The 20,663-nt window shown below is 67.8% G+C and carries 22 protein-coding genes; 10 read left to right on the forward strand and 12 right to left on the reverse strand.

The window, feature by feature from the left end; genetic code table 11:
- The first annotated feature begins 196 nt into the window (after positions 1–196).
- Complete coding sequence (locus tag ACESMY_RS17570) at positions 197–418, forward strand: hypothetical protein (RefSeq protein WP_372785911.1); 222 nt, start codon at positions 197–199, stop codon at positions 416–418.
- A gap of 14 nt (positions 419–432) precedes the next feature.
- Here the strand turns inward: ACESMY_RS17570 and ACESMY_RS17575 are convergent, their stop codons facing one another.
- Complete coding sequence (locus ACESMY_RS17575) at positions 433–1,212, reverse strand: SDR family oxidoreductase (protein WP_372785912.1); 780 nt, start codon at positions 1,210–1,212, stop codon at positions 433–435.
- Positions 1,213–1,375: 163 nt separating this feature from the next.
- On the opposite strand from ACESMY_RS17575, the gene ACESMY_RS17580 reads away from it, so the two are divergent.
- A complete protein-coding gene (locus ACESMY_RS17580; RefSeq protein WP_372785913.1) occupies positions 1,376–3,451 on the forward strand; it encodes a 3-hydroxyacyl-CoA dehydrogenase NAD-binding domain-containing protein in 2,076 nt (691 codons plus the stop codon).
- A 36-nt stretch (positions 3,452–3,487) separates the two neighbouring features.
- The gene (locus ACESMY_RS17585; protein WP_372785914.1) at positions 3,488–4,693 is read left to right on the forward strand and encodes an acetyl-CoA C-acyltransferase; all 1,206 of its coding nucleotides are present in this window, start codon (positions 3,488–3,490) and stop codon (positions 4,691–4,693) included.
- A 10-nt stretch (positions 4,694–4,703) separates the two neighbouring features.
- On the opposite strand, the gene ACESMY_RS17590 is transcribed toward ACESMY_RS17585, so the two are convergent.
- The gene (locus ACESMY_RS17590) at positions 4,704–6,056 is read right to left on the reverse strand and encodes an MFS transporter (protein ID WP_372785915.1); all 1,353 of its coding nucleotides are present in this window, start codon (positions 6,054–6,056) and stop codon (positions 4,704–4,706) included.
- Positions 6,053–7,372 carry an MFS transporter gene (locus tag ACESMY_RS17595; RefSeq protein WP_372785916.1) on the reverse strand — a complete coding sequence of 440 codons (1,320 nt, stop codon included), beginning with the start codon at positions 7,370–7,372 and terminating at the stop codon, positions 6,053–6,055. The genes ACESMY_RS17590 and ACESMY_RS17595 overlap by 4 nt, the downstream gene beginning before the upstream one ends.
- Before the next feature lie 610 nt (positions 7,373–7,982).
- Between ACESMY_RS17595 and ACESMY_RS17600 the strand changes: the two genes are divergently transcribed.
- The 3 genes from ACESMY_RS17600 to ACESMY_RS17610 are packed head-to-tail and all read left to right on the forward strand — an operon-like array spanning position 7,983 to position 9,072.
- On the forward strand, positions 7,983–8,132 hold the full coding sequence (locus tag ACESMY_RS17600; RefSeq protein ID WP_372785917.1) for a hypothetical protein: 150 nt from the start codon (positions 7,983–7,985) through the stop codon (positions 8,130–8,132).
- Positions 8,133–8,176: 44 nt separating this feature from the next.
- Entirely contained in the window at positions 8,177–8,701 is a 525-nt protein-coding gene (locus tag ACESMY_RS17605; protein ID WP_372785918.1) for a DUF1993 family protein, read from the forward strand.
- A gap of 59 nt (positions 8,702–8,760) precedes the next feature.
- Positions 8,761–9,072: a YdhR family protein gene (locus ACESMY_RS17610; RefSeq protein WP_372785919.1), complete on the forward strand. Its 312-nt coding sequence runs from the start codon at positions 8,761–8,763 to the stop codon at positions 9,070–9,072.
- Between the two features lie 104 nt (positions 9,073–9,176).
- Here the strand turns inward: ACESMY_RS17610 and ACESMY_RS17615 are convergent, their stop codons facing one another.
- From ACESMY_RS17615 to ACESMY_RS17625, 3 genes are all read right to left on the reverse strand, one after another.
- Complete coding sequence (locus ACESMY_RS17615; RefSeq protein WP_372785920.1) at positions 9,177–9,770, reverse strand: DUF3501 family protein; 594 nt, start codon at positions 9,768–9,770, stop codon at positions 9,177–9,179.
- Between the two features lie 12 nt (positions 9,771–9,782).
- Positions 9,783–11,159, reverse strand: a complete 1,377-nt coding sequence (locus ACESMY_RS17620; protein ID WP_372785921.1) for a heterodisulfide reductase-related iron-sulfur binding cluster — start codon at positions 11,157–11,159, stop codon at positions 9,783–9,785.
- Between the two features lie 76 nt (positions 11,160–11,235).
- Complete coding sequence (locus ACESMY_RS17625; protein ID WP_372785922.1) at positions 11,236–11,652, reverse strand: rubrerythrin family protein; 417 nt, start codon at positions 11,650–11,652, stop codon at positions 11,236–11,238.
- Positions 11,653–11,830: 178 nt separating this feature from the next.
- On the opposite strand from ACESMY_RS17625, the gene ACESMY_RS17630 reads away from it, so the two are divergent.
- Both ACESMY_RS17630 and ACESMY_RS17635 read left to right on the forward strand, forming a co-directional pair.
- Positions 11,831–12,034, forward strand: a complete 204-nt coding sequence (locus ACESMY_RS17630; protein ID WP_372785923.1) for a hypothetical protein — start codon at positions 11,831–11,833, stop codon at positions 12,032–12,034.
- Between the two features lie 135 nt (positions 12,035–12,169).
- Positions 12,170–13,405, forward strand: coding sequence for an acyl-CoA dehydrogenase family protein (locus ACESMY_RS17635; RefSeq protein WP_372785924.1), 1,236 nt, complete (start codon positions 12,170–12,172; stop codon positions 13,403–13,405).
- Positions 13,406–13,409: 4 nt separating this feature from the next.
- Here the strand turns inward: ACESMY_RS17635 and ACESMY_RS17640 are convergent, their stop codons facing one another.
- The 3 genes from ACESMY_RS17640 to ACESMY_RS17650 form a co-directional block, all read right to left on the reverse strand.
- Positions 13,410–14,465 carry an SO2930 family diheme c-type cytochrome gene (locus tag ACESMY_RS17640; RefSeq protein WP_372785925.1) on the reverse strand — a complete coding sequence of 352 codons (1,056 nt, stop codon included), beginning with the start codon at positions 14,463–14,465 and terminating at the stop codon, positions 13,410–13,412.
- Positions 14,462–15,679 (reverse strand): parallel beta-helix domain-containing protein, encoded by a 1,218-nt coding sequence (locus ACESMY_RS17645; RefSeq protein WP_372785926.1) that lies wholly within the window; start codon positions 15,677–15,679, stop codon positions 14,462–14,464. Before ACESMY_RS17645 ends, ACESMY_RS17640 begins: the two co-directional genes overlap by 4 nt.
- A 74-nt stretch (positions 15,680–15,753) precedes the next feature.
- Positions 15,754–16,350: an alpha-ketoglutarate-dependent dioxygenase AlkB gene (locus ACESMY_RS17650; RefSeq protein WP_372785927.1), complete on the reverse strand. Its 597-nt coding sequence runs from the start codon at positions 16,348–16,350 to the stop codon at positions 15,754–15,756.
- Positions 16,351–16,426: 76 nt separating this feature from the next.
- Between ACESMY_RS17650 and ACESMY_RS17655 the strand changes: the two genes are divergently transcribed.
- The gene (locus ACESMY_RS17655) at positions 16,427–17,278 is read left to right on the forward strand and encodes a glycosyltransferase family 9 protein (RefSeq protein WP_372785928.1); all 852 of its coding nucleotides are present in this window, start codon (positions 16,427–16,429) and stop codon (positions 17,276–17,278) included.
- Here the strand turns inward: ACESMY_RS17655 and ACESMY_RS17660 are convergent.
- The 3 genes from ACESMY_RS17660 to ACESMY_RS17670 all read right to left on the reverse strand — a co-directional run bounded on the left by ACESMY_RS17660 (position 17,275) and on the right by ACESMY_RS17670 (position 20,151).
- Positions 17,275–18,066 carry an alpha/beta fold hydrolase gene (locus tag ACESMY_RS17660; RefSeq protein WP_372785929.1) on the reverse strand — a complete coding sequence of 264 codons (792 nt, stop codon included), beginning with the start codon at positions 18,064–18,066 and terminating at the stop codon, positions 17,275–17,277. The two genes, ACESMY_RS17655 and ACESMY_RS17660, sit on opposite strands and share 4 nt — an antisense overlap.
- Positions 18,067–18,068: 2 nt before the next feature.
- Positions 18,069–19,346 carry an LLM class flavin-dependent oxidoreductase gene (locus ACESMY_RS17665; protein ID WP_372785930.1) on the reverse strand — a complete coding sequence of 426 codons (1,278 nt, stop codon included), beginning with the start codon at positions 19,344–19,346 and terminating at the stop codon, positions 18,069–18,071.
- Positions 19,347–19,440: 94 nt separating this feature from the next.
- Positions 19,441–20,151, reverse strand: a complete 711-nt coding sequence (locus tag ACESMY_RS17670) for a GDSL-type esterase/lipase family protein (protein ID WP_372785931.1) — start codon at positions 20,149–20,151, stop codon at positions 19,441–19,443.
- Positions 20,152–20,340: 189 nt separating this feature from the next.
- Between ACESMY_RS17670 and ACESMY_RS17675 the strand changes: the two genes are divergently transcribed.
- Positions 20,341–20,613, forward strand: coding sequence for an usg protein (locus ACESMY_RS17675; protein WP_372785932.1), 273 nt, complete (start codon positions 20,341–20,343; stop codon positions 20,611–20,613).
- Positions 20,614–20,663 lie beyond the last annotated feature (50 nt).

The raw sequence follows: 20,663 nt of genomic DNA on the forward strand, positions 1-20,663 counted from the left end.
TAGCCTTAAGGTATTGCATCGCCCAGAATGCCTGGGCTTCGAGCGCCTCTCTGGAGGCTCCCATGCTGTTTGAAGTCAATCCTCAGGGTACTCGCGATATCGGCGTTGTTCTGGTTGCCAATCAGGGCCGTGAGGTCGTTGTGGCCATGCTCCCGTTCGCAGCTATCAAAGACAATCGGACAGGCCCGATTGGGCGTTGACCCTCGGCGACGCGATATTGATCGCGACTGCGAATATCGAGATGATCAATCGTATCCTTGCCGCGAAGGTCGCAGCAGGAGCAATCACGCGATCCGAAGACGGAAAAGCCAGCATCGCGTTGACGAGCGGCGACTTCGCCGACGCAGGTGCTCGTTTCAAGACCTCGGTGCTGGACACGAAGTTCGCATCAGCCGATCCCAGCACCGGTCGCTGGTAAGCCCAAGCGGCGGGCTACAGCCCCCCAGGACTGGCCAGCGCCACGCCGCCGTCGACGGCGATGGTGTCGCCGACCACATAGTCGCCGGCCGGGCTCGCCAGATAGATCGCCGCGCAGGCCATGTCCTCGTCGCGGCCGATGCGGCGCGAGGGGATCCGCTTGGCGATCTCGTCGCCGTGGTCGCGGGCCACGCGGTTCATCTCCGAGGCGAAGGCGCCCGGCGCGATGGCGGTGACCGCGATGTTGTCGGCGATCAGCCGCGCCGCCATCCGGCGGGTCAGGTAGATCAGGCCGGCCTTGGAGGCGTGGTAGCTGTAGGTCTCCTGCGGATTGAGCCGGATGCCGTCGATGGAGGCGATGTTGATCACCTTGGCCGGCCGATCGGGCGTGCCGGCCTTGGTCAGCGCGCCATGCAGCGCCTGGGTCAGGAAGAAGGGCGACTTCAGGTTCAGGTTCAGCACCTTGTCCCAGCCGCTTTCCGGGAACTCGTCGAACTCCGCGCCCCAGGCGGCGCCGGCGTTGTTGACCAGGATGTCGAGCTTGTCCTCGTGGGTCAGGTACTGGGCGACCAGCGCCTTCACCCCCTCGACCGTCGAGACGTCCTGCGGCAGGGCGATGCAGTTGGGGCCGAGCTCCTCGGCGGTCTCGATGCAGGCCGGGGCCTTGCGCGACGAGATGTAGACCTTGGCGCAGCCGGCTTCGAGGAAGCCGCGGGCGATCATCTTGCCGATGCCGCGCGAGCCGCCGGTGACCAGGGCTGTGCGGCCCTTCAATGAGAACATGTCGAGCATCATCGCGGCGTCTCCCCGTGCTTGTTGTGGCGGCGTCGATGACCGCCTCAATCCCCTCGCACATTTGACTTGGAGGGGTCCAGCGTGGCCTGTAACAAGCGTTTGAATTTCCGGACCGCCACCCCAAATGAATGAGCGGTCCGCCAGCCATAGGGACACCTCACCCATGACCGAGATCAATTCGGTGACCACCCTGACCCGCGACGGCGACATCGCGATCATCACGCTCAACTCGCCGCCGGTGAACGCGCTGTCGGCCAAGGTCCGCGAGGGCCTGTTTGAGGGCTTCAAGGCGGCCGGCGCTTCGGACGCCAAGGCCATCGTGCTGATCTGCGAAGGCCGCACCTTCATCGCCGGCGCGGACATCACCGAGTTCGGCGGCGCCATGACGGGCCCCAGCCTCTTCGATGTGCAGGACATGATGGAAGGCTCGCCCAAGCCGGTGATCGCCGCGATCCACGGCACGGCGCTGGGCGGCGGCCTGGAGGTCGCGCTCTGCGCCCACTACCGCGTCGCCGTGCCCTCGGCCCGGGTCGGGCTGCCGGAAGTGGCGCTGGGCCTGTTGCCGGGCGCCGGCGGCACCCAGCGGCTGCCGCGCATCGTCGGCGTCGAGGCCGCGCTCGACATGGTCACCTCCGGCCGCCACGTGCCGGCCAAGCAGGCGCTGGCCATGGGCCTGGTCGACGAGATCGTCGAGGAGGGCAAACTCAAGGAAGGCGCGCTCGCCTTCGCCCGCAAGGCCGTCGCCGAGGGCAAGCCCCTGGTGAAGGTTCGCGACAACAACGCCAAGCTGGAAGCCGCCAAGGGCCACCCGGAGATCTTCGCCGACTTCCGCAAGGCCAATGCGCGGAAGTTCCGCGGCTTCATGGCCCCGGAAAACAACATCAAGGCCGTCGAGGCCGCGGTGAACTCCGCCAGCTTCGACGAGGGCCTGAAGGCCGAGCGCAAGCTGTTCGGCGAGCTGATGATGGGCCAGCAGTCGGCCGCCCAGCGCTACTACTTCTTCGCCGAGCGGCAGGCCAACAAGATCCCCGACGTGCCGGACGACACCCCCACCCGCCCGATCAAGTCGGTCGGGATCATCGGCGCCGGCACCATGGGCGGCGGCATCGCCATGAACTTCGTCAACGTCGGCATCGCGGTGGTCATCGTCGAGCAGGAGCAGGCGGCGCTCGACCGCGGCCTGGGCGTGATCCGCAAGAACTATGAGCGGTCACGCAGCGCGAAGCCCGAAGAGACCGAGCAGCGCATGGCCCTGATCAAGGGCTCGCTCAGCATGGACGACTTCAAGGACGTCGACCTGGTGATCGAGGCGGTGTTCGAGCGGATGGACGTGAAGAAGGAGATCTTCACCAAGCTCGACGCGATCTGCAAACCGGGCGCGATCCTGGCCACCAACACCTCGGGCCTGAACATCGACGAGATCGCCTCGGTGACCAAGCGGCCGCAGGACGTCATCGGCCTGCACTTCTTCTCGCCGGCCAACGTCATGAAGCTGCTGGAGATCGTCCGCGCCGACCACACGGCCAAGGATGTCATCGCCACCTCGATGAAGCTCGCCAAGCAGATCGGCAAGATCGCCGTGCTGGTCGGCGTCACCCCTGGCTTCGTCGGCAACCGTATCCTGGGCCAACGCCAGCGTGAGGCGCAGAAGCTGGTGATGGAGGGCGCCATGCCCTGGGACATCGACCGCGTGCTCTACGACTTCGGTTTCCCCATGGGCCCGTTCGCGATGAGCGACCTGGCCGGGCTCGACATCGGCTGGGTGAAGGAAAAGTCCAGGGGCGAGACCATCCGCGACGTGCTCTGCGAAGCTGACCGCCGAGGCCAGAAGACCGGCGCCGGCTACTACGACTACGACGAGAACCGCAACGCCAAGCCGAGCCCCTTCACCGAGAAGGTGATCAACGACTTCATCGTCAAGTCGGGCGCCAATCCGCGCAAGATTTCCGACGAGGAGATCCTCGAACGCTGCGTCTATCCGATGATCAACGAGGGCGCGAAGATCCTCGAAGAGGGCAAGGCGATCCGCCCGTCCGACGTCGATGTGGTCTGGGTCAACGGCTACGGCTGGCCGGTTTATCGCGGCGGTCCGATGCACTACGGCGACCAGGTCGGCGCGGAGAAGGTGCTGGCCAAGATGCAGCAATTCCAGGCGACCATGGGTGACGCGTTCAAGCCCTCGGCGCTGCTCGAAAAGCTGGTCGCCGAAGGCAAGAAATTCTCCGACATCAAGGCCTGAGCGGCCGCCACCCCTCCCCAAGCAGGACCCCTCCCCATGCGTGAAGCCGTCATCGTCGCCGCCCGCCGGACCCCCATCGGCAAGGCCTATCGCGGCGCGTTCAATAACACCTATGGCGCGACGCTCGGCGCCCACTCGCTGTCCGCCGTGCTCGAGCAAGCCGGGATCGAGGCCGGCGAAGTCGACGACATCGCCATGGGCTGCGCCCTGCAGCAGGGCACGACCGGCAACAACATCGCCCGCCAGGCGGCCTTGCGGGCCGGAATGCCGGTGACGGTGTCCGGCATGACCATCGACCGGCAGTGCTCGTCGGGCCTGATGGGCGTGGCGACCGCGGCCAAGTACATCATCAACGACGGCGCCCCGATCGCGATCGGGGCCGGCATCGAGTCGATCAGCCTCGTTCAGAACGGCAACATCAACGGCTTCATGGCCGTCGATCCCTGGCTGAAGGAAAACGTGCCCGCGCTCGGCACCTCGATGATCGAGACCGCCGAGGTCGTCGCCGAGCGCTACGGGGTCAGCCGCGAAGCCCAGGACGAATACGCCCTGCAGTCGCAGCAGCGCACGGCCCAGGCCCAGAGCGAAGGCCGCTTCGACCGCGAGATCGCGCCGATGACCACGGTCATGAAGGTGCTGGTCAACAAGGAGACCGGCGAGACCGCCGACAAGGAAATCACCATCGCCGCCGACGAGGGCAACCGCCCGCAGACCACCTTGGCCGACCTGCAGAAGCTGCAGCCGGTGTTCAAGGGCGGCCGCTATGCCAAGGAAGGCAGGTTCGTCACCGCCGGCAACGCCTCGCAGCTTTCCGACGGCTCCGCCGCGATCCTGATGATGGAACGCAAGGAAGCCGAAAAGCGTGGCCTGGAGGCGCTCGGCGCCTATCGCGGCATGGCCGTGGCCGGCTGCGGGCCCGAGGAGATGGGCATCGGCCCGGTGTTCGCGATTCCGAAGCTGCTGGAGCGCAACGGCCTGAAAATCGACGACATCGACATTTGGGAATTGAACGAAGCGTTCGCGTCCCAGGCGCTCTATTGCCGCGACAAGCTGGGCATCGACCCGGCGAAATACAACGTCTCGGGCGGCTCGATATCCATCGGACATCCCTACGGCATGACCGGCGCCCGCTGCACCGCCCACCTGCTGTACGAAGGCAAGCGCCGCGGCGCGAAGTACGGCGTCGTCACCATGTGCATCGGCGGCGGCATGGGCGCGGCGGGACTGTTCGAAATCTTCTAGGTCTTAAAACTCAGGCCGAAGCTGGAAGGGCCGTCCGCGAGGGCGGCCCTTTTCGCTGGGGAGGATCGGCGTCCAGCTCCGCGAAGGTGAGGCCGGCGGTCTCCCGCGCCACCAGCGCGCAGACCAGGCTGATCACGCAGGTGGCGGCCAGGTAGATCGAGATCGGCACGGTGGACTGGAAATGCCGGTACAGCAGGACCGAGATGATCGGCGCCCAGGACCCGCCGACGATGGTGGTCACCTGGTAGCAGAGCGAGGCGCCGGAATAGCGGATGCGGGTCGGGAACAGCTCGGCGATGAACGCCCCCTGCGGCCCGTTCATGGCGCTGTGCAGCAGCATGGCCACCATCAGGGCGGTGACGATCAGGCCGGGCGATCGGGTGGCCAGGATCGGATAGTAGGCGAAGGCCCAGATCGCCAGCCCGCCGGCCCCGAAGGCATAGACGCGGCGGCGGCCCACGCGGTCTGACAAGGCCGACCAGAGCGGCATGGTGGTGAAGGCCACCGCCGCCCCGGCCAGCATTCCGCCCAGCGCCACGCTGCGCGGCAGGCCGAGGATCTCGGTCAGGTAGGTGATCCCGAAGGTGGTCATCAGGTAGTAGGAGACGTTCTCGCCGACCTTCAGGCCGCCGCCGATCGCCACCTGCCAGGGCCGGGTCCGCAGGGTCTCGATCACCGGGGCGGCGTGGGCGCCCTCGGCGGTCTCCAGGGCCGAGCGGAAGACCGGGCTCTCGGTCAGGGTGGCGCGCGCCCACCAGCCGATGCCGATCAGCACCGCCGAGGCCAGGAACGGGATGCGCCAGCCCCAGGCCAGGAAGTCGTGCGGGCTCAGGGTCGCGGCCGCCACCGCCAGGATGCCGGTCGCCAGGAAGTTGCCGACGCTGCCGCCGGCCTGGGTCAGCCCGCCCCAGAGGCCGCGGTGTTTGTCCTCGCCATATTCGACGGCCATCAGCATCGCCCCGCCCCACTCGCCGCCCAGGCCGAAGCCCTGGACGAGGCGAAGCGCGATCAGCATCCCCGGCGCCCACAGCCCCACCTGATCGAAGGTCGGCAGGAGGCCGATCAGGAAGGTGGTCCCGCCCATGATGAAGAGGCTGAGGACCAGCAGCAGCTTGCGCCCGATCCGGTCGCCGAAATGGCCGAAGACGATCCCGCCCAGCGGCCGCGCCAGGAACCCCACGGCATAGGTGCCGAAGGCCAGCAGGGTGCCGGTGAGCGGATCGGCCTTCGGAAAGAAGACCTTGTTGAACACCAGGGCCGCGGCGGTGCCGTAGAGCAGGAAGTCGTACCATTCGACGGTGGTGCCGATGGCGCTGGCGAATACCGCCTTGCGCCGCTCGGCGCCTGTCGGGACGGCGGTCATTTCAGGGCGTCGATCTCAGCGAAGCTCAGGCCCTTGGTCTCCCGCGCGCGCAGCGCCGAGAAGGCGCTGATCGCGCCGGCGATGGCCAGATAGATGGCGATCGGGACCCAGGACTTGAACCGGTCGAGCAGAGCCAGCGCGATGATCGGAGCCAGCGAGCCGGCAAAGATCGACGTCGCCTGATAGGCCAGCGACGCGCCGGAATAGCGCATCCGGGTGGGGAAGAGCTCGGCGATGAACGCGGCCTGCGGCCCGTACATCAGCGCATGGCAGACGAGGCCGCCGACGATCGCCAGAATGATCAGCGGAGTCTGGCCGGTATCGATCAGGCGGAAGAAGGCGAAGCCCCAGACGGCGATGCCCGCCGCGCCCAGAAAGTAGATCGGCCGGCGTCCCACCTTGTCGGAGAGCGCCGCGAAGATCGGGATCAGCACGACCTCGACCGCCGTGCCGACCAGCATCGCGTTCAGCGCCTGGGTGCGCGACAGATGCGCGTGGTCGACGATGTAGGTGAGGCCGAAGGTGGTGACGACGTAGAAGCAGATGTTCTCCGCGACCCGCAGGCCGGCGCCGATGGCGAGGCCGCCGGGACGCTCGCGGATCGCATCGAGCACCGGCGCCTTGGGCGGGGCGCCGGCGTCCTCCAGCGCCTTCTGGAAGAGCGGGCTCTCGGCCAGGCTCACCCGCACCCAGTAGCCGACGCCCACCAGCACCGCCGACAGCAGGAACGGCACGCGCCAACCCCAGGCCAGGAAGTCGGTGTTCGACTGCACCGCCGACATGATCGCCAGCACGCCGGCCGCCAGCAGGTTGCCGGCCGGGACGCCGGCCTGCGGCCAGCCGGCCCAGAAGCCCCGGCGCTTGGCGTCGCCATATTCGGTGACCATCAGCACCGCGCCGCCCCACTCGCCGCCGACCGCGAAGCCCTGGACCAGGCGCAACAGCACCAGTCCGAGCGGCGCCAGCAGACCGACCTCATTGAACGTCGGCAGGATGCCGATCAGCACGGTCGAGCCGCCCATCAGCATCAGGCTCATCATCAGGAGCTGCTTGCGCCCGATCCGGTCGCCGAGGTGGCCGAACACCAGCCCGCCCAGCGGCCGCGCCACGAAGCCCAGCGCATAGGTGGCGAAGGACAGCATGACGCCGGTGGTCGGGTCGGCGTGGGGGAAGAACAGCTTGCCGAACACCAGCGCGGAGGCCGCGCCGTAGAGGAAGAAGTCGTACCACTCGATGGTGGTGCCGATCATGCTGGCCAGCACCACCTTGCGCAGGGTGGCGGGGCTCGCGGGCGCGTCGGCGGTCGTGGTGGTCAAACTCTGCCCTCCCGAGGCGGCCCGCTCTTCAAGGCGGACTCGTGAGCGCAGATGAGCCCGATACCGCCGGGGGCACAAGAGCGGGGTCGATTGGCGCGCCGCGGCCTAGCCGGTATCCGAAAGAGCCGGTTCGGGGGCCGGCTCGGGCGTACTCTTCCTGGTCGCCTTCGCTCTCGTTCCAGAGCAGGCGCTTGAGGAGATTATGGACGCGGGTCCGCTTGGGTTTGCAAAAGATACTGTCGCCGAGAAGGCCCTGCGGGACGATGTCGGACTCCGCCGCGCTCGTTCGTCGTTCCGGCGATGGCTCGCCGAGCCCATGAGGATCGAACCGGGGACCTCGACATGACCGTGCAAGCGCAGATCGATAGCTATATCGCCGGCCAGCCCGCTCCGAAGCGCGAAGAGCTGCAAGCCTTGCATCGAATGATGCTCAGGATTTCGCCCGGCTGCAGGCTCTGGTTCCTGGACGGCCGGAACGCCGACAACAAGATCGTTTTCCAACCCGAACATTGGATACGGGCTACAGGCGACAAAGTACGCCAACGGCGAAACGAAAGACTTCTACCGGATCGGCCTGAGCGCCAACACGACCGGAATATCCGTCTACGTCATGGGCCTGGACGACAAGAAATACCTGCTAGAGACCTACGGAAAACGGCTCGGGAAGGCGACGGTCACGGGCTACTGCGTCAAGTTCAGAAGCCTGCGGGATGTGAACATCGACACCATCGAAGAGATGGCCGCCAAGCACATGGGCTGATCCCGACGTGCGACGGCGGCCTGACCCATGAACCGGAGAGCCTGATGGCGACAACATTCTACGATCTCAGCGTGCCGACCTTGCTGCAGACGGTGCGCGCAGTCGGCGGCTTCCTCGACCGCGCGGTGACGCACTGCGCCGAGACCGGGGCAGATCCGGACGACTTCGTTCACCTGCGGCTCATCGACGACATGGCGCCCTTCCACTTCCAGATCGAAGCGGCGTGGCATCACGCCGTGTGGGGGCTCGAGGCCGCAAAGACCGGCGTGTTCGAGCCGCCGGGCCTGGTCGGACCGGTACCCTTCGCCGAGCTGCGCGCGATGATGGGCCAGGGCGAACGCGCGCTGGAGGCGCTGACGCCCGAGGAGGTCAACAGCTGGGCCGGCCGGGACCTGGACCTGCAGATCGGGCCACGGAGGCTGACCTTCACCTCTGAGACCCTGATCCTCTCATTCTCGCTGCCCAACTTCCATTTCCACGCCGTCACCGCCTACGACATCCTGCGCTCACGGGGCGTGCCGATCGGCAAGCGCGACTACGAGGGAAAGCTGCTGACCCGTCCGACCTAGCGCGAGGCCGAAGGATACCTACCTTCACCGTTCGCTTTCGCGGCTTGAACGAGGTTGTGATGATGTCGGTGCTCCTGACGGTGTCCTATCGGGTTTCCGGGGATGTGGACGGCTTCAGAGCCAAGGCCGAGGAGGCCGCCGCCAGGATCGCCGGCGCGCCGGGCCTGAAGTGGAAGATCTGGGGACTTGGTCCGGATGGGGCTGGCGTCAGCGCATACCTGTTCGAGACGGCCGAGGCGGCGGACGCGTTCGCGGGCGGCCCGGTGATCGCCGGGCTCAAGGCCAATCCCGCGGTGCAGGGCGTGGTCCTGGCGGCGGCGGCCGTGGACGCGAAGCTTTCGCAGATCACGCACGCGGGTTTCGCGGGCTGAGGCGAGCTTGAGGGAGCCTGCCGGGTTCAACGGCGGGGATGTTCGAGCCGCCGGCGCCGCCCTCTCCCACGGCGCTTCGCGCCTGGGAGAGGAGCAGGTGGGGGCTAGGCGAAATCCTTGGCCAGTTCGGCGCGGGTGGCGGGCGTGAGGCCGGCGAGGTGGCTGTACTGCTCATGGCCGCAGCCGACCAGGATCTGGGTGGCCGGATCGCGGAAGCGGGCGATCTGGTCGGGCGTCAGGACAAAGCGCAGGAAATGCACGGAGGAGGTCTTGCCGTCCTCGCGCGTGCGTTCGACGTCGCCCTCGGGGACCCCGGGCGCCCGGTCGGCGCCGATCTGGATGAAGAAGGTGTCCTCGACCCCGCCCAGCCGCGCCAGGGTCTGCTCGCGGCGGACCTCATCGACGATCTCGAACATCACCGTGGCGACCAGTTCGGAGCCCTGGGGGATCAGCGGATTGTAGGCCGCCAGCTCATCGGGGACCTGGGCCGCGCCGCCCTTCTCGGTCAGCAGCATCTCCTGAACCTGGAACAACATGGTGTCGTAGCTCTCGAAGATGATCGTGCACACCGGGCCCAGCGCCACGCGGCGCAGGCGCTTGACCGGCAGCAGGGCGGCGCGGCGCTCGCGGCGTTCCTTCGCGTAGTCGGCGTCGGGGATCAGGTCGGCAGGCGTGATCAGGCGTTGGGCGGCGGGCATGAGGGCGCTCCTTCAGACCGCGCCATAGGCGCGGGCGAAGATCTCGATGGGGTGGGCTTGGCGCGGGGCGGCGTGGGCCTCGGGGCGGGTCTCGGCGCTGAGCAGCTGGCCGAGGTGCTTGCAGGCGAGCGGGCAGTCCGAGCAGAGGGTCTCGGTCCCCTTGGCCGCGATCTGGCGGGCCGTGGGGCGGCCGACCTTGTTGGCGACGTGATGGGTCTCTTTCATCACCCCGAAGGTGCCGCCGTGACCCGAGCAGCGTTCGACCAGCTCGACCCGGGTGTCGGGGATCAGCCGCAGCATCTCGGCCGACTTCGCGCCCATGTTCTGGGCCCGCGCGTGGCAGGCGTGGTGCAGGGTGACGCCGCCCTCGACCGGCGTCAGGCCTTCGGCCAGGCCGAAGCTCTTCTGCAGCTCGACGACATATTCGCAGATGTCCTTGGTCGCCGCCGACAGGGCCACCACCCCCGGGTTTTCCGGCTCCATCAGCGGCCATTCGAACTTCATCATCAGGCCGCAGGAGGCGGTGAGCGCCACCACGTCGTAGCCCTCGGCGATCAGGGGCGCGAACACCTTGGCCACGCGGCTGGCGCGGCCGGCCACGTCCTTCAGGTCGCCGGCCTCGAGCTGCGGCATGCCGCAGCATTCCGGATAGACCAGCTTCACCTCGACGCCCTGCAGCGCCAGTACGCGGGCGGCGGCTACGGCGGTGTCGGGCTCGTTGTAGTCGACGAAGCAGGTGGCATAGAGCGCCACCTTGCGCCGGCCGAAGGCGGGGCCGGCGGGGTCCGGCGCCAGCGGGCTCTTCAGCCGGTCGGTGGCGGTCTTCGAGTGGTACTTCGGCAGCTCCGCCTCGGCGTCGATCTGGGCGATGGCTTCCAGCAGTTTGCGCAGCGGCGTGTTCTGGCGCGCGCTCATCGCGTTGACGACACCTGCGAACGGCTTGGCGAGCTTGCCGTTGCGGTCGGTCTTGCCCAGCTGCTCGCGGACGAACTCGCGGTGGCCGGCCTGACGCTTGGCCGCCCGGTAGCGCAGGATCAGGTGCGGGATGTCGATGTCGAAGGGATGCGGCGGCACATAGGGGCACTTCGTCAGGAAGCACATGTCGCAGAGCGTGCAGGCCTCATCGACCTTGGCGTAGTCCGACTTCGGCACGCTATCGAGCTCGCCGGTCTTGCTCTCGTCGATCAGGTCGAACAGCCGCGGGAAGCTGTCGCAGAGATTGAAGCAGCGGCGGCAGGTGTGACAGACGTCGAACTGCCGCTCCATCTCGGCCTCGACCTTTGCGAGGTCGTAGTAGTCGTCGTCGCGCCAGGCGATCGGATGCCGGAAGGGCGCGTCGAGGCTGCCTTCCCGCGGCGGACCGCCGCCCGCATCTTTGCTCTCGCTCACGATTGACCTGCCGCGCTGACGTACGGCGGTGACCCGTCGGGCCACCGCCTTGGAGAGACCTCTAGACCCCTTGCGATCAGTCGAGCGTGTCGAGCGCGCGCTGGAAGCGGCCGGCGTGCGACTTCTCGGCCTTGGCCAGGGTCTCGAACCAGTCGGCGATCTCGTCGAAGTTCTCCTCGCGGGCGGTGCGCGCCATGCCCGGATACATGTCGGTGTATTCGTGGGTTTCGCCGGCGATGGCGGCCTTGAGGTTCAGCGAGGTGCCGCCGATCGGCAGTCCGGTGGCGGGGTCGCCGACGGCTTCCATGAATTCCAGGTGGCCGTGAGCGTGGCCGGTCTCGCCTTCGGCCGTCGAGCGGAACACCGCGGCCACGTCGTTGTAGCCTTCCACGTCGGCCTTCTGGGCGAAGTAGAGGTAGCGGCGGTTCGCCTGGCTCTCGCCCGCGAACGCGGCCTTGAGGTTGTCGAGGGTCTTGCTGGTCGCGAGGCTCATCGTCGTCTCCCTTGGAGCAGTCCGCCGACCGGCGTCGGCGCGAAGGTGTTCCAATGACCCACTATGGCGGTTCTGAACAATAGAGCTAATCGTTTTATTCTATCTGTAACATTGATCTAGTCTATTGGAACCGTCGCGCCTCCGCCGGGTTACCCGAAGACGAGAAGGAGGCCTGGCCATGACCGACAAGACCCAGATCCAGGGCGAGGGCAATTACGACGCCGCCCGCAAGTTCGACGAGGAAGAGCGCAAGTTCGTGAAGTCCGGACAGGTCGAGCAGAAGGCCAAGGAAGCCGAAGAGGCGCTCGACGGTCCCGAAGGCGAGGAACTCGAGCGCGCCCGCAAGGAGACCGGCGAGCGCGGGGCGACGCCCGAGCGCTGACCCCGGCTTGCGACGAGGCTGCGACCCGCCGTCGTCCGGGCGGCGGTTTCTTTGCGCGCCCGCCGACGATGGCGCTTGCCCCGCGCGGTCCCGCGACCCACGCTGAACCCAACGAACATCAGCGAGGCAAACGCCATGTCCATCGACTTCGAGATCCCGCCGGAAGCCAAGGCGGTCCGCGAGCGCGTGCGCCAGTGGGTGCAGGACGAATGCATCCCGGCCGAGAAGAAGATCAAGGACGAGGCCTCCTACAAATCCGTGCTGGCCGACCTGCGGAAGAAGGCCCGGGCCCAGGGTCTATGGCTGCCGTTCGTGCCCAAGGAATACGGCGGCATGGGCCTGGGCCCGCTGGCCAACGCGCTCGTGCAGATGGAGCTCGGCCAGAGCCACCTGGGCGCGCTGTCGATGAACAGCCAGGGGCCGGATGACGCCACCATCCTGACGCTGCTGGCGCACGGCACCGACTTCCAGAAGGAGAAATTCCTAAAGCCGCTGCTGAACGGCGAGAAGCGCGTCTGCTATTCGATGACCGAGAAGGCGGCCGGCGCCGACGCCACCGGCATGCGCACCAGCGCGGTCAAGGACGGCAACGAAAACTATGTGCTGAACGGCGAGAAGTGGTTCTCGTCGGCCGCCAGCGCCGCGGACCTGGCCCTGGTCATGGCCCGCACGGATCCCGACGCGCCGCGCCACCAGCAGTTCTCGACCTTCATCGTCGAGCTGCCCAACCCCGGCTACCGGATCAAGCGCGACATCCCGACCATGGCGGTCCACGGCCCGCTCGCCGAGGTGATGGGCGGCGGCCACGCCGAGATCGAGATCAAGGACCTGGTGGTCCCGGCCGAGAACCTGCTGGGCGGCGAGGGCCGCGGCTTCGACATGGGCCAGCACCGCCTGGCCTATGGGCGCCTGCGCCACGGGATGCACAACGTCGCCATGGCCCAGCGGGCCCTCGACATGGCGACGGCCCACATCACCCAGCGCTCGACCTTCGGCAAGAAGCTGGATGAGCGCCAGGCCGTCCAGTTCATGCTCGCCGAGTGCGCGACCCAGCTCTACATCTCCCGCCTGATGCTGCTGCACATCGCCTACAAGGCCGAGAAGGGCCTGGACATGCGGCAGGAGAATTCGATCGCCAAGGTCTATCTGGCCCACATGGTCCACCACGTGGTCGACACCGCGATCCAGCTGCACGGGGCCCTGGGCTACAGCCTCGATACCCCGCTGGCCGCCTGGTACACCCACATCCGCTCGCAGCGGCTGGTGGACGGCCCCGACGAGGTGCACCGCTGGACGGTGGGCCGCAACGTCATCAAGGCCTTCCAGAAGGACGGCACCACCGCCATGGCCGCCGGCGGCGACCTGCTCTAGACGCCTAGGGGCGCTGCATCCTGGCGATGTAGTCGCGGACCAGGGCGAGGCCCTCGTCGTGGACCAGGGATCGGCCGAGCTCGGGCATCATCACGCCGGGGTCGGTCGAGGCCATGCGGTAGGCGACGATCGAGGCGTCGGGACGGCCGGGGACGAGGTCGGTCTCCAGGTCGCCGGAGCCCTTGCCGGCCGCCACCGGGCGCTTGCCGATCCCGAGGTGGGCCGGGCGCGCCTCCTCGAGATCGAGGAACAGGCCGGAGTTCGACGCCATGCCGCGGGGGTTGTGGCAGTGGCCGCAGTTGCCATCGAGATAGGCCCGGGCGCGGGCCTCCAGCGGCTCGGAGGCGTCGTCCCAGCGGGCGGTTCGCGGCGCCTTGTCGGGGGCCGGCGCGCCCGTCAGCATCCCCGTCCGCGTCCAGTGCGCGAGCTGGTTCTCCGGACCTTCCGCATAGGTGAAGTCACCATTGAGGTTGCGCGCCTTGACCCCGATCGGGGCGATGCGCCCGGACAGGGAATGGCACTCCTTGCACTGATTGGCGTTGGGCACGTGGTAGTCCACCCGCCGCAACCGCCCCTGTACATCGGTGAAATTGACATCCAGCCGCGTGCCCGCCCGCTTCAGCCGGGCCTCCGTCTGCTCGGCGTTCCAGACGTAGGCGAGCGCGACCCAGCCGGACCGGCGATGGATCAGGAGGCGGGTCTCCAGCATCCGCACCTTCTCCGCGGGCCGCCGGAAGTCGGCCGGATAGGCGAAGGTCTTGATCAGGGTCGAGCCCACCGGCAGGTCGAGCGCCCCGGTCGTCCGGTAGCGGGCCTTCGTCCCCGGCGGCAGGTAGAGGAACCGCGACTTCTCGGCATAGTCGCTGAACAGCGGGGTGTTCAGGGCATAGGGCGTGACGCCGGCGTTCGGATGCTGCGCGCCATCATCCGTGAACAGACGATAGGCCGCCAGCGTCGGGGCCGGCGTCGCGGCCATGAGCGCGCCCTGCGCCACCCCGGTCGGAGCCGGCGCCGCGCCCAGGCTGAGGATCGCCGCGAGCGCGGCGAGGGCCGTTCTCATAGGGCCGCTTGCGCCTTCGGCAGGACGACGGGCTTCGGTTCGGCCACCGCGCCGTCGTCGATCTTGGGGGTCATTTCCGGCTTGGCGCTGAACACATTGCCGGGCGCGCTAAAATGCAGGTTGGCCACCGGGCCGTCCAGCAGCCGCACATGCACGACCTCCGGCGCCGTCGCGCCCTTGCGGGTGTAGTTCGAGACCCCGTCCCAGACCACCGGCGGCAGGGCTCCGCCCAGCGCCTTGGCGATCACGTCACCGCCCGGGAACTGCGGCGCCCAGCCGTTCTTCCCGATCTTGTTGTCGCGCACCACGATGTCCCGCGGCAGCGGGTTGTAGGTCAGGTCGTCGTACTTCTGCGTGTAGGAGACCAGCATCACCGCGGCCGTCTGGTTCTGGTCGATCTCGTTTTCGAAGACATGGACGTTGCGGTTGGCCATCAGCATGACGCCGGTGCCGGTCGGGACATCGCCGACGATCGCGCCCTTCTTGGCGAAGTTCTTGGTGTCGTTCTGCACCACCTTGTTGCGGAAGATGCGCGTGGAATGGCCGCCCATCTGCGGCAGGTTCGGCAGGTCGAAGACCAGGATGCCGCCGGCGTTGTGGGTCGAGACGTTGTCGAAGACGTCGGCGTTCATCGAGTTCTCGATCTCGATGCCGGCGACGTTGAACTCGGCGCGGCTGTTCTTGACGATGATGTTCTTCGACTGGCCGACATAGATGCCGGCGTCCGACGCGCCCTTCACCGTCACCCTGTCGATCAGCACATTGGTCGAGGCCACCGGATAGACGCCGTAGGCCCCGTTGGTCTCTTTGGGCCCGCCGGTCCATTCGACGCGCAGGTTCACGAAGCTGATCTGGTCGACGCCCTTGGACTTGATGCCGTCGCCCTTGGAGTCCTCGACGCCGAGGTCGCGGATCGTCACCTTGTTGGAGGTCACCAGGAAGCCCTCGCCGGAGCTCTTCTGGCCCTTGAAGGACAGGATCGTGGCGGCCGGGCCCGCGCCCTTCACCGTCACGCCGGCGATGTCGAGCGACAGGCCGTCGGTGAGCTCGTAGCGGCCGGCCGCGATGGCCACAGTGTCGCCGGGCTTGGCGTCGAGCAGCGCCGTCTGCAGCTTCTCCTGGGCGTCGCCGCCCGGCGTGACGCTGAGCGTCTTGGCCTCAGCCTGGCCGGCCATGAGCGCCAGGGCGCCGGCGGCGATCAGCAGGGTCTTCATGGCGTCTTCCTCGCAAGGTGTCCGGCATCATGACGCGCCGTTCAACTTTGTATGGACCCCTGCCGCCCGGGCAATCAAGCCGTCCGCGTCTCGCCTCGGAAGTTGCGGAAGGTGATCGAATAGCGGTGCGCCTTCACCGGCGGGATCGAATGCTCCCAGGCGCTGCGCGCCTCGCCGGCGATCGCGTAGATCGACCGCGGCTCGAGCTCGATGGCTGTCCGCTGGAAGCCCTCGCCCACGCGACGGCGCAGGCGGAAGTTGCAGGGTGCGAGCAGCGAAATCCCCACCACCTTCTCGAAGACCGGCCTGTCGCGGTGCCAGCCGATCGGCGCGCCGGGCAGATATTCGTTGAGCAGGCACTGCTGCAGGTCCTCAGGCGCGAGGCCGGCGAAGGCCGCCGCGCGGGCGCGGACGCCCAGCAGCTCGGCCGGCATGTCGTCGGCCTTGGTGAGGTGGCTGCGGGTGAAGTCGTACTGCCAGCCGAACGAGACCACCCGGCGCTTGCCCTCGTAGCCGCGGAACTGGAAGGCCTGGAACGGCAGGGTCGCGAGCCAGGCGGCGAGCTCGCCCTCCTCGGCCGCCGACAGGAAGTCGGGCCGGTAGGCGAAGCCCTCGGGCAGGCGCGGCCCGGTGGCGGCGTCGAACAGGGAGGGCTGACGGGCGAGGGCCATTCTTCGCATGTAGGGGCTCGGCGGGTGTTTCGGGAGCGGTCTGGAACCGCCGCGCGGCCGCATGGTAGTTGGCCCCATGAGCGATGCGCCGCGGGCCCTGACGCCGCAAGAACTTCGACGGCATCTCACCGATGTCCTGCTGCGGGCCGGTCAGTTCGAAGAGGCGTGGAAGCTCTACGAGGAGCGCCCCACCCGGCTCAACTGGTCGCAACCCCTGAGCTTCCCCGAGTGGAAGGGGGAGCCGGTCCAGAGCCTGCTGGTGCTGCCGGAGCAGGGGCTGGGCGACCAGATCCAGTTCGCCCGCTACGTCGTCGAACTCCGGAACCGGGGCGTCCAGGTGACGATGATCTCGCCGCCGCCGCTGGTCCGGCTGTTCAAGGACCTGGGCGTCACCGTCCTGCCGATGGGCGCCGACGTCGCCGTGCCGCGGCATGACGCCTGGGTGTTGATCGCCTCCCTGCCCGGGCGCCTCGAAGCCCGGACGGACAACATACCGCGCGCGCCCTATCTGCCGTCGTCCGGCGAGGCGGGATCCGGTGTCGGGCTGGCGACCAAGGGCGCCGCGATCAACACCCTCGACCATGAACGCTCGCTGCCTGACGATCTCTCGGACGAGATGCGCGGCTGGCCGGGGATGACGAGCCTGCATCCGGAGGACAGCGGCGCCGCGGACATGGCCGCCACCGCGCGCCTCATCGACGGGCTGGAACTGGTGGTCGCGGTCGACACCGCGGTCGCCCATGTGGCCGGCGCCATGGGCAAGCCTTGCTGGCTGATGGTCGCTCATCGCGCGGACTGGCGCTGGCTGACCGGGCGCGACGACACGATCTGGTATCCGCGCCACCGCCTCTACCGCCAGCGCGAGCCGGGCGATTGGCGCGAGGTCGTGGGCCGCGTGAAGGCCGACCTCGCGCGGCGCTCCCCTTAGCCCAGCGCGCCGATAGCCTCGACGACGGCGGCGGTCTTCTCGACGATCACCATGTGGCCGGCCTCGGGGATCGAGACCAGCTGGGCGCCAGGGATGCCTTTCTTGAAGGCGTGCGCATAGACCGGCGGCATCAGCCTGTCCGAGTCGCCCCAGATCAGCACCGTCCTGGCCTTGATCCGGTAGAGGCGTTGCTGGAGCCCGCGTTCCGGTATCGGGAAGAGGATGCGGCCGGCCATGCCGAGCTGGCGGGCGTTGGTCACCAGATAGGCCTGCAGGAAGCCCGGATCCTCGACATTGCGGCCGGCGGTCATCATCGCCGCCCCGGCCTCGGCGTCGTGGAACAGGAGCGCCGGCATCTCGAACGGCAGGGTCGCGAAGAGGTCGGGGACCGGATGGTCGTCATCCCATAGGCCCGCGGGAGCGATCAGCGCCAGGCGGGTCACGTCGTTGGGCGCGATCGCCGCCATCTCCGCGGCGATCATGCCGCCCATGGAGTGGCCGACGAGGATCGGATCCTTCAGGCCGAGCGCCTCGACCACGTCCCAGGTGTGCAGGGTGAAATCCAGCATGTCGCGGATCTCGGGCGCTTCCTCGCTGTCGCCATAGCCGGGAACCAGCGGCGCGTAGACGTGGTGCTTTTCGGCGAGCGCAGCCAGGAAAGGGTCCTCGGCGGTCACGCCACCCGCGCCGTGCAGGTAGACGAGGTCGGGGCCATTCTTGCCTTCGGGGGGCCCGCCTTCGAAATAGCGGACGGGGACGTGGCGGGTCTGAACGGTCTTGAGGTCCACGCTCAGACCTCCACGGCGTAGGTCTTGGCGAGGTCGGCGCCGGTGGGGGCCTCCTTCGGCAGGCGGCCGGAGGTCACCCGCTTGTCCAGCGGCGTGGTCCAGAAGCGGTTGTCGTCGTCCCAGTCGGGGAACATGTTCCGCAGCTTCGGCATCACCTTCTCGGCGAAGAGCTTGGTGGAATACATGCACTTGTCGGCCGGCATGTTCCCGACGTGCATCAGGCAGAAGATGTTGCCGACGTTCAGGCCCTTGATCAGCTCCTCCATCCGCTGGCGCACGGTTTCCGGCGAGCCGGCGATCACGTGGCCCTGCTCGGTCAGCTCCTTCCACGTGAGTTGCGTGTAGCCGCCGCGCGGAGGCGCGTACTGGCTGAGCGCGCCGGTCTGGATGGTCTTGATCGTCCGGTAGCCGGGGGCGTCGGCGAAACCCGGATAGACGTGCAGGCAGCGGTTGTAGAAGTAGCTGACGTGCTCGGAATAGAGCCGCTCGGCCTCCTCGTCGGTGTCGGCGACCAGGATCGTCTGGGCGAAGCCCGCGCGGTAGGGGCTCTTGTCGACGCCGCGTTCCTCGACGCGCTTCCAGTAGCCGTTCATCAGCGCCTGGGCCCGCAGGTACCCGGAGAAGCTGAGGTATGAGTAGGAATAGGTGTTGTCGATGCAGAAGTCGTAGGTCTCGACCGAACCGCCGCCCGGGATGTGCACCGGCGGATGCGGCTGCTGGATCGGCCGCGGCCAGATGTTGACGTGCCGCAGCTTGTTGTAGCGGCCGTTGAAGGCGAACGGCTCGCGCGTCGTCCAGGCCCTGACGATCAGGTCGTGGGCTTCCTGGTATTTCTCCCGCGTCAGGCTGGGGATCTGGCCGTAGCAGTAGTTGGTGTCCATCGAGGTCCCGACCGGGAATCCGGCCACCAGCCGCCCGCCCGAGATGCAGTCCAGCATGGCGAATTCTTCGGCCACCCGGACCGGCGGATTGTAGAGGGCGATGGAGTTGCCGAGCACGACGATGGCCGCGTCCTTGGTCCGGCGCGCCAGGCCCGCGGCGATGATGTTGGGGCTGGGCATGATGCCGTAGCCGTTCTGGTGGTGCTCGTTCACCCCCACGCCGTCGAACCCGAGGGTGTCGGCGTATTCCAGGAGGTCCATATAGGTGTTGTAGACCTCGTGGCTCTTGGCCGGGTCGAACAGCTTCTGGTCGATGTCCACCCAGACCGAGCGGTTCGTCTCCCGGAAGTCGTCCGGCAGGTAGGGCCACGGCATCAGGTTGAACCAGGTGAACTTCATGGCGCCGGTCCTCCGAGCCACCTCTGGGGGTGGTCATATGAACAACGATAACCCGTAAGCGGCGGGCGCCAACCGGAATCGGTTCGGAACGCTGTTAGTCGGCCTTGCAGCGTGTCGGGCGCCTGGCCTCGGCCTGGACCACCGGGCGCACCACCTCGGTCCACAGCTTGTAGCCCTCGGGTGTCATGTGCAGGCCGTCGGCGACATAGATGTCCTTCGGCACGCCGCCGGTCAGCATGGCCGGAACCACGTCAACGTAGCGCAGGTCGGGGCGCTGGGCGGCGAGCGCCTGGATCTGGGCGTTGACCTGCGCCTGGGCGTCACGTTGCGCCCAGCGCAGCTTCGAGGGCTTCAGCGAGATGAAATAGACCGGCGCCGCGCCCAGCGCCCTGGTCTTCAGGTCCATGAAGCGGACGAAGTCGGCGGTCACCGCACGCGGCGCGGCGCCGGCGTTGAGATCGTTCTCACCGGCGTAGAAGACGATGGCTCGGGGGCGATAGGGCGTCACCACCTGCTCGAAATAGTAGTCCACGTCGGCGACGGTGGAGCCGCCGAACCCGCGGTTGATCGCCGGCTGGGGCGCCATGTCGGCCTCGAGCGTCTTCCAGAACCGGATGCTGGAGGAGCCCACGAACAGGAAGCCGCACGGCGGTGGCCTATGGTCGCGATCGGCCGCCGCAAAGGCCGCGATCTCGGGGGCGAAGCGCTCGGGCCCGCTGGCGGGCGCGGGGGCGGCCGAGGGTTGGGCGCAGGCCGGCGGCGCGAGGGCCGCGAGGCAGGCGAAGGCGATGGCGATGGCGCGCATGGCGGGCTCCGGCGTCGGTCGGGTCAGACTAGCTCAGCCTTGCCAGGAGGACACCCCACCGGATCCGGCGCCTTCGGCGCCGCAAGCAGCACTCGCACCCCGCGAGTGCTAAAGTATTGATTCTGCGGATACTTTCTTTACAAATCGCGCCCACCCTGGCGTGGGACGAACAGCATCGGGGTCATAGCCATGAAAGCGTCGCCCGACTTCAGGAAGCAGTTGGCGGGCTACGGCCTGACCACCGCCGAGATCCTCTACCGCATGCCGGACCATCCGACCCTGCTGCAGAGCTACATCTGGCAGGAGTACGACCTCTTCCCGGACTTCCCGGTCCTCAAGGGCTTCCTGGATTTCTGGACCCGTACGCTGGAGGGCCCGCTGTTCAAGGTGACCGTCGGCCATTGCCGGCTGATCAAGCCCGCCGAGCTACGGGCGTTGGGCGGCGAATTCCACCTCCACTGAGGCGCCTCGACATTTTCCAAGCCGCAAGGGAGTGATGGCGATCCTGTCCG

It is taken from the genome of Phenylobacterium sp., from assembly GCF_041691455.1.
In the GTDB taxonomy this organism is placed as follows: domain Bacteria; phylum Pseudomonadota; class Alphaproteobacteria; order Caulobacterales; family Caulobacteraceae; genus Phenylobacterium.

Bases quoted from the DNA above. Each gene is read 5' to 3' on its own strand.
- ACESMY_RS17575 (WP_372785912.1), bottom strand. From the start codon at position 1,212: ATGATGCTCGACATGTTCTCATTGAAGGGCCGCACAGCCCTGGTCACC.
- ACESMY_RS17580 (WP_372785913.1), top strand. From the start codon at position 1,376: ATGACCGAGATCAATTCGGTGACCACCCTGACCCGCGACGGCGACATC.
- ACESMY_RS17585 (WP_372785914.1), top strand. From the start codon at position 3,488: ATGCGTGAAGCCGTCATCGTCGCCGCCCGCCGGACCCCCATCGGCAAG.
- ACESMY_RS17590 (WP_372785915.1), bottom strand. From the start codon at position 6,056: ATGACCGCCGTCCCGACAGGCGCCGAGCGGCGCAAGGCGGTATTCGCC.
- ACESMY_RS17600 (WP_372785917.1), top strand. From the start codon at position 7,983: ATGGGCCTGGACGACAAGAAATACCTGCTAGAGACCTACGGAAAACGG.
- ACESMY_RS17605 (WP_372785918.1), top strand. From the start codon at position 8,177: ATGGCGACAACATTCTACGATCTCAGCGTGCCGACCTTGCTGCAGACG.
- ACESMY_RS17610 (WP_372785919.1), top strand. From the start codon at position 8,761: ATGATGTCGGTGCTCCTGACGGTGTCCTATCGGGTTTCCGGGGATGTG.
- ACESMY_RS17615 (WP_372785920.1), bottom strand. From the start codon at position 9,770: ATGCCCGCCGCCCAACGCCTGATCACGCCTGCCGACCTGATCCCCGAC.
- ACESMY_RS17625 (WP_372785922.1), bottom strand. From the start codon at position 11,652: ATGAGCCTCGCGACCAGCAAGACCCTCGACAACCTCAAGGCCGCGTTC.
- ACESMY_RS17630 (WP_372785923.1), top strand. From the start codon at position 11,831: ATGACCGACAAGACCCAGATCCAGGGCGAGGGCAATTACGACGCCGCC.
- ACESMY_RS17635 (WP_372785924.1), top strand. From the start codon at position 12,170: ATGTCCATCGACTTCGAGATCCCGCCGGAAGCCAAGGCGGTCCGCGAG.
- ACESMY_RS17640 (WP_372785925.1), bottom strand. From the start codon at position 14,465: ATGAGAACGGCCCTCGCCGCGCTCGCGGCGATCCTCAGCCTGGGCGCG.
- ACESMY_RS17645 (WP_372785926.1), bottom strand. From the start codon at position 15,679: ATGAAGACCCTGCTGATCGCCGCCGGCGCCCTGGCGCTCATGGCCGGC.
- ACESMY_RS17650 (WP_372785927.1), bottom strand. From the start codon at position 16,350: ATGGCCCTCGCCCGTCAGCCCTCCCTGTTCGACGCCGCCACCGGGCCG.
- ACESMY_RS17655 (WP_372785928.1), top strand. From the start codon at position 16,427: ATGAGCGATGCGCCGCGGGCCCTGACGCCGCAAGAACTTCGACGGCAT.
- ACESMY_RS17665 (WP_372785930.1), bottom strand. From the start codon at position 19,346: ATGAAGTTCACCTGGTTCAACCTGATGCCGTGGCCCTACCTGCCGGAC.
- ACESMY_RS17670 (WP_372785931.1), bottom strand. From the start codon at position 20,151: ATGCGCGCCATCGCCATCGCCTTCGCCTGCCTCGCGGCCCTCGCGCCG.
- ACESMY_RS17675 (WP_372785932.1), top strand. From the start codon at position 20,341: ATGAAAGCGTCGCCCGACTTCAGGAAGCAGTTGGCGGGCTACGGCCTG.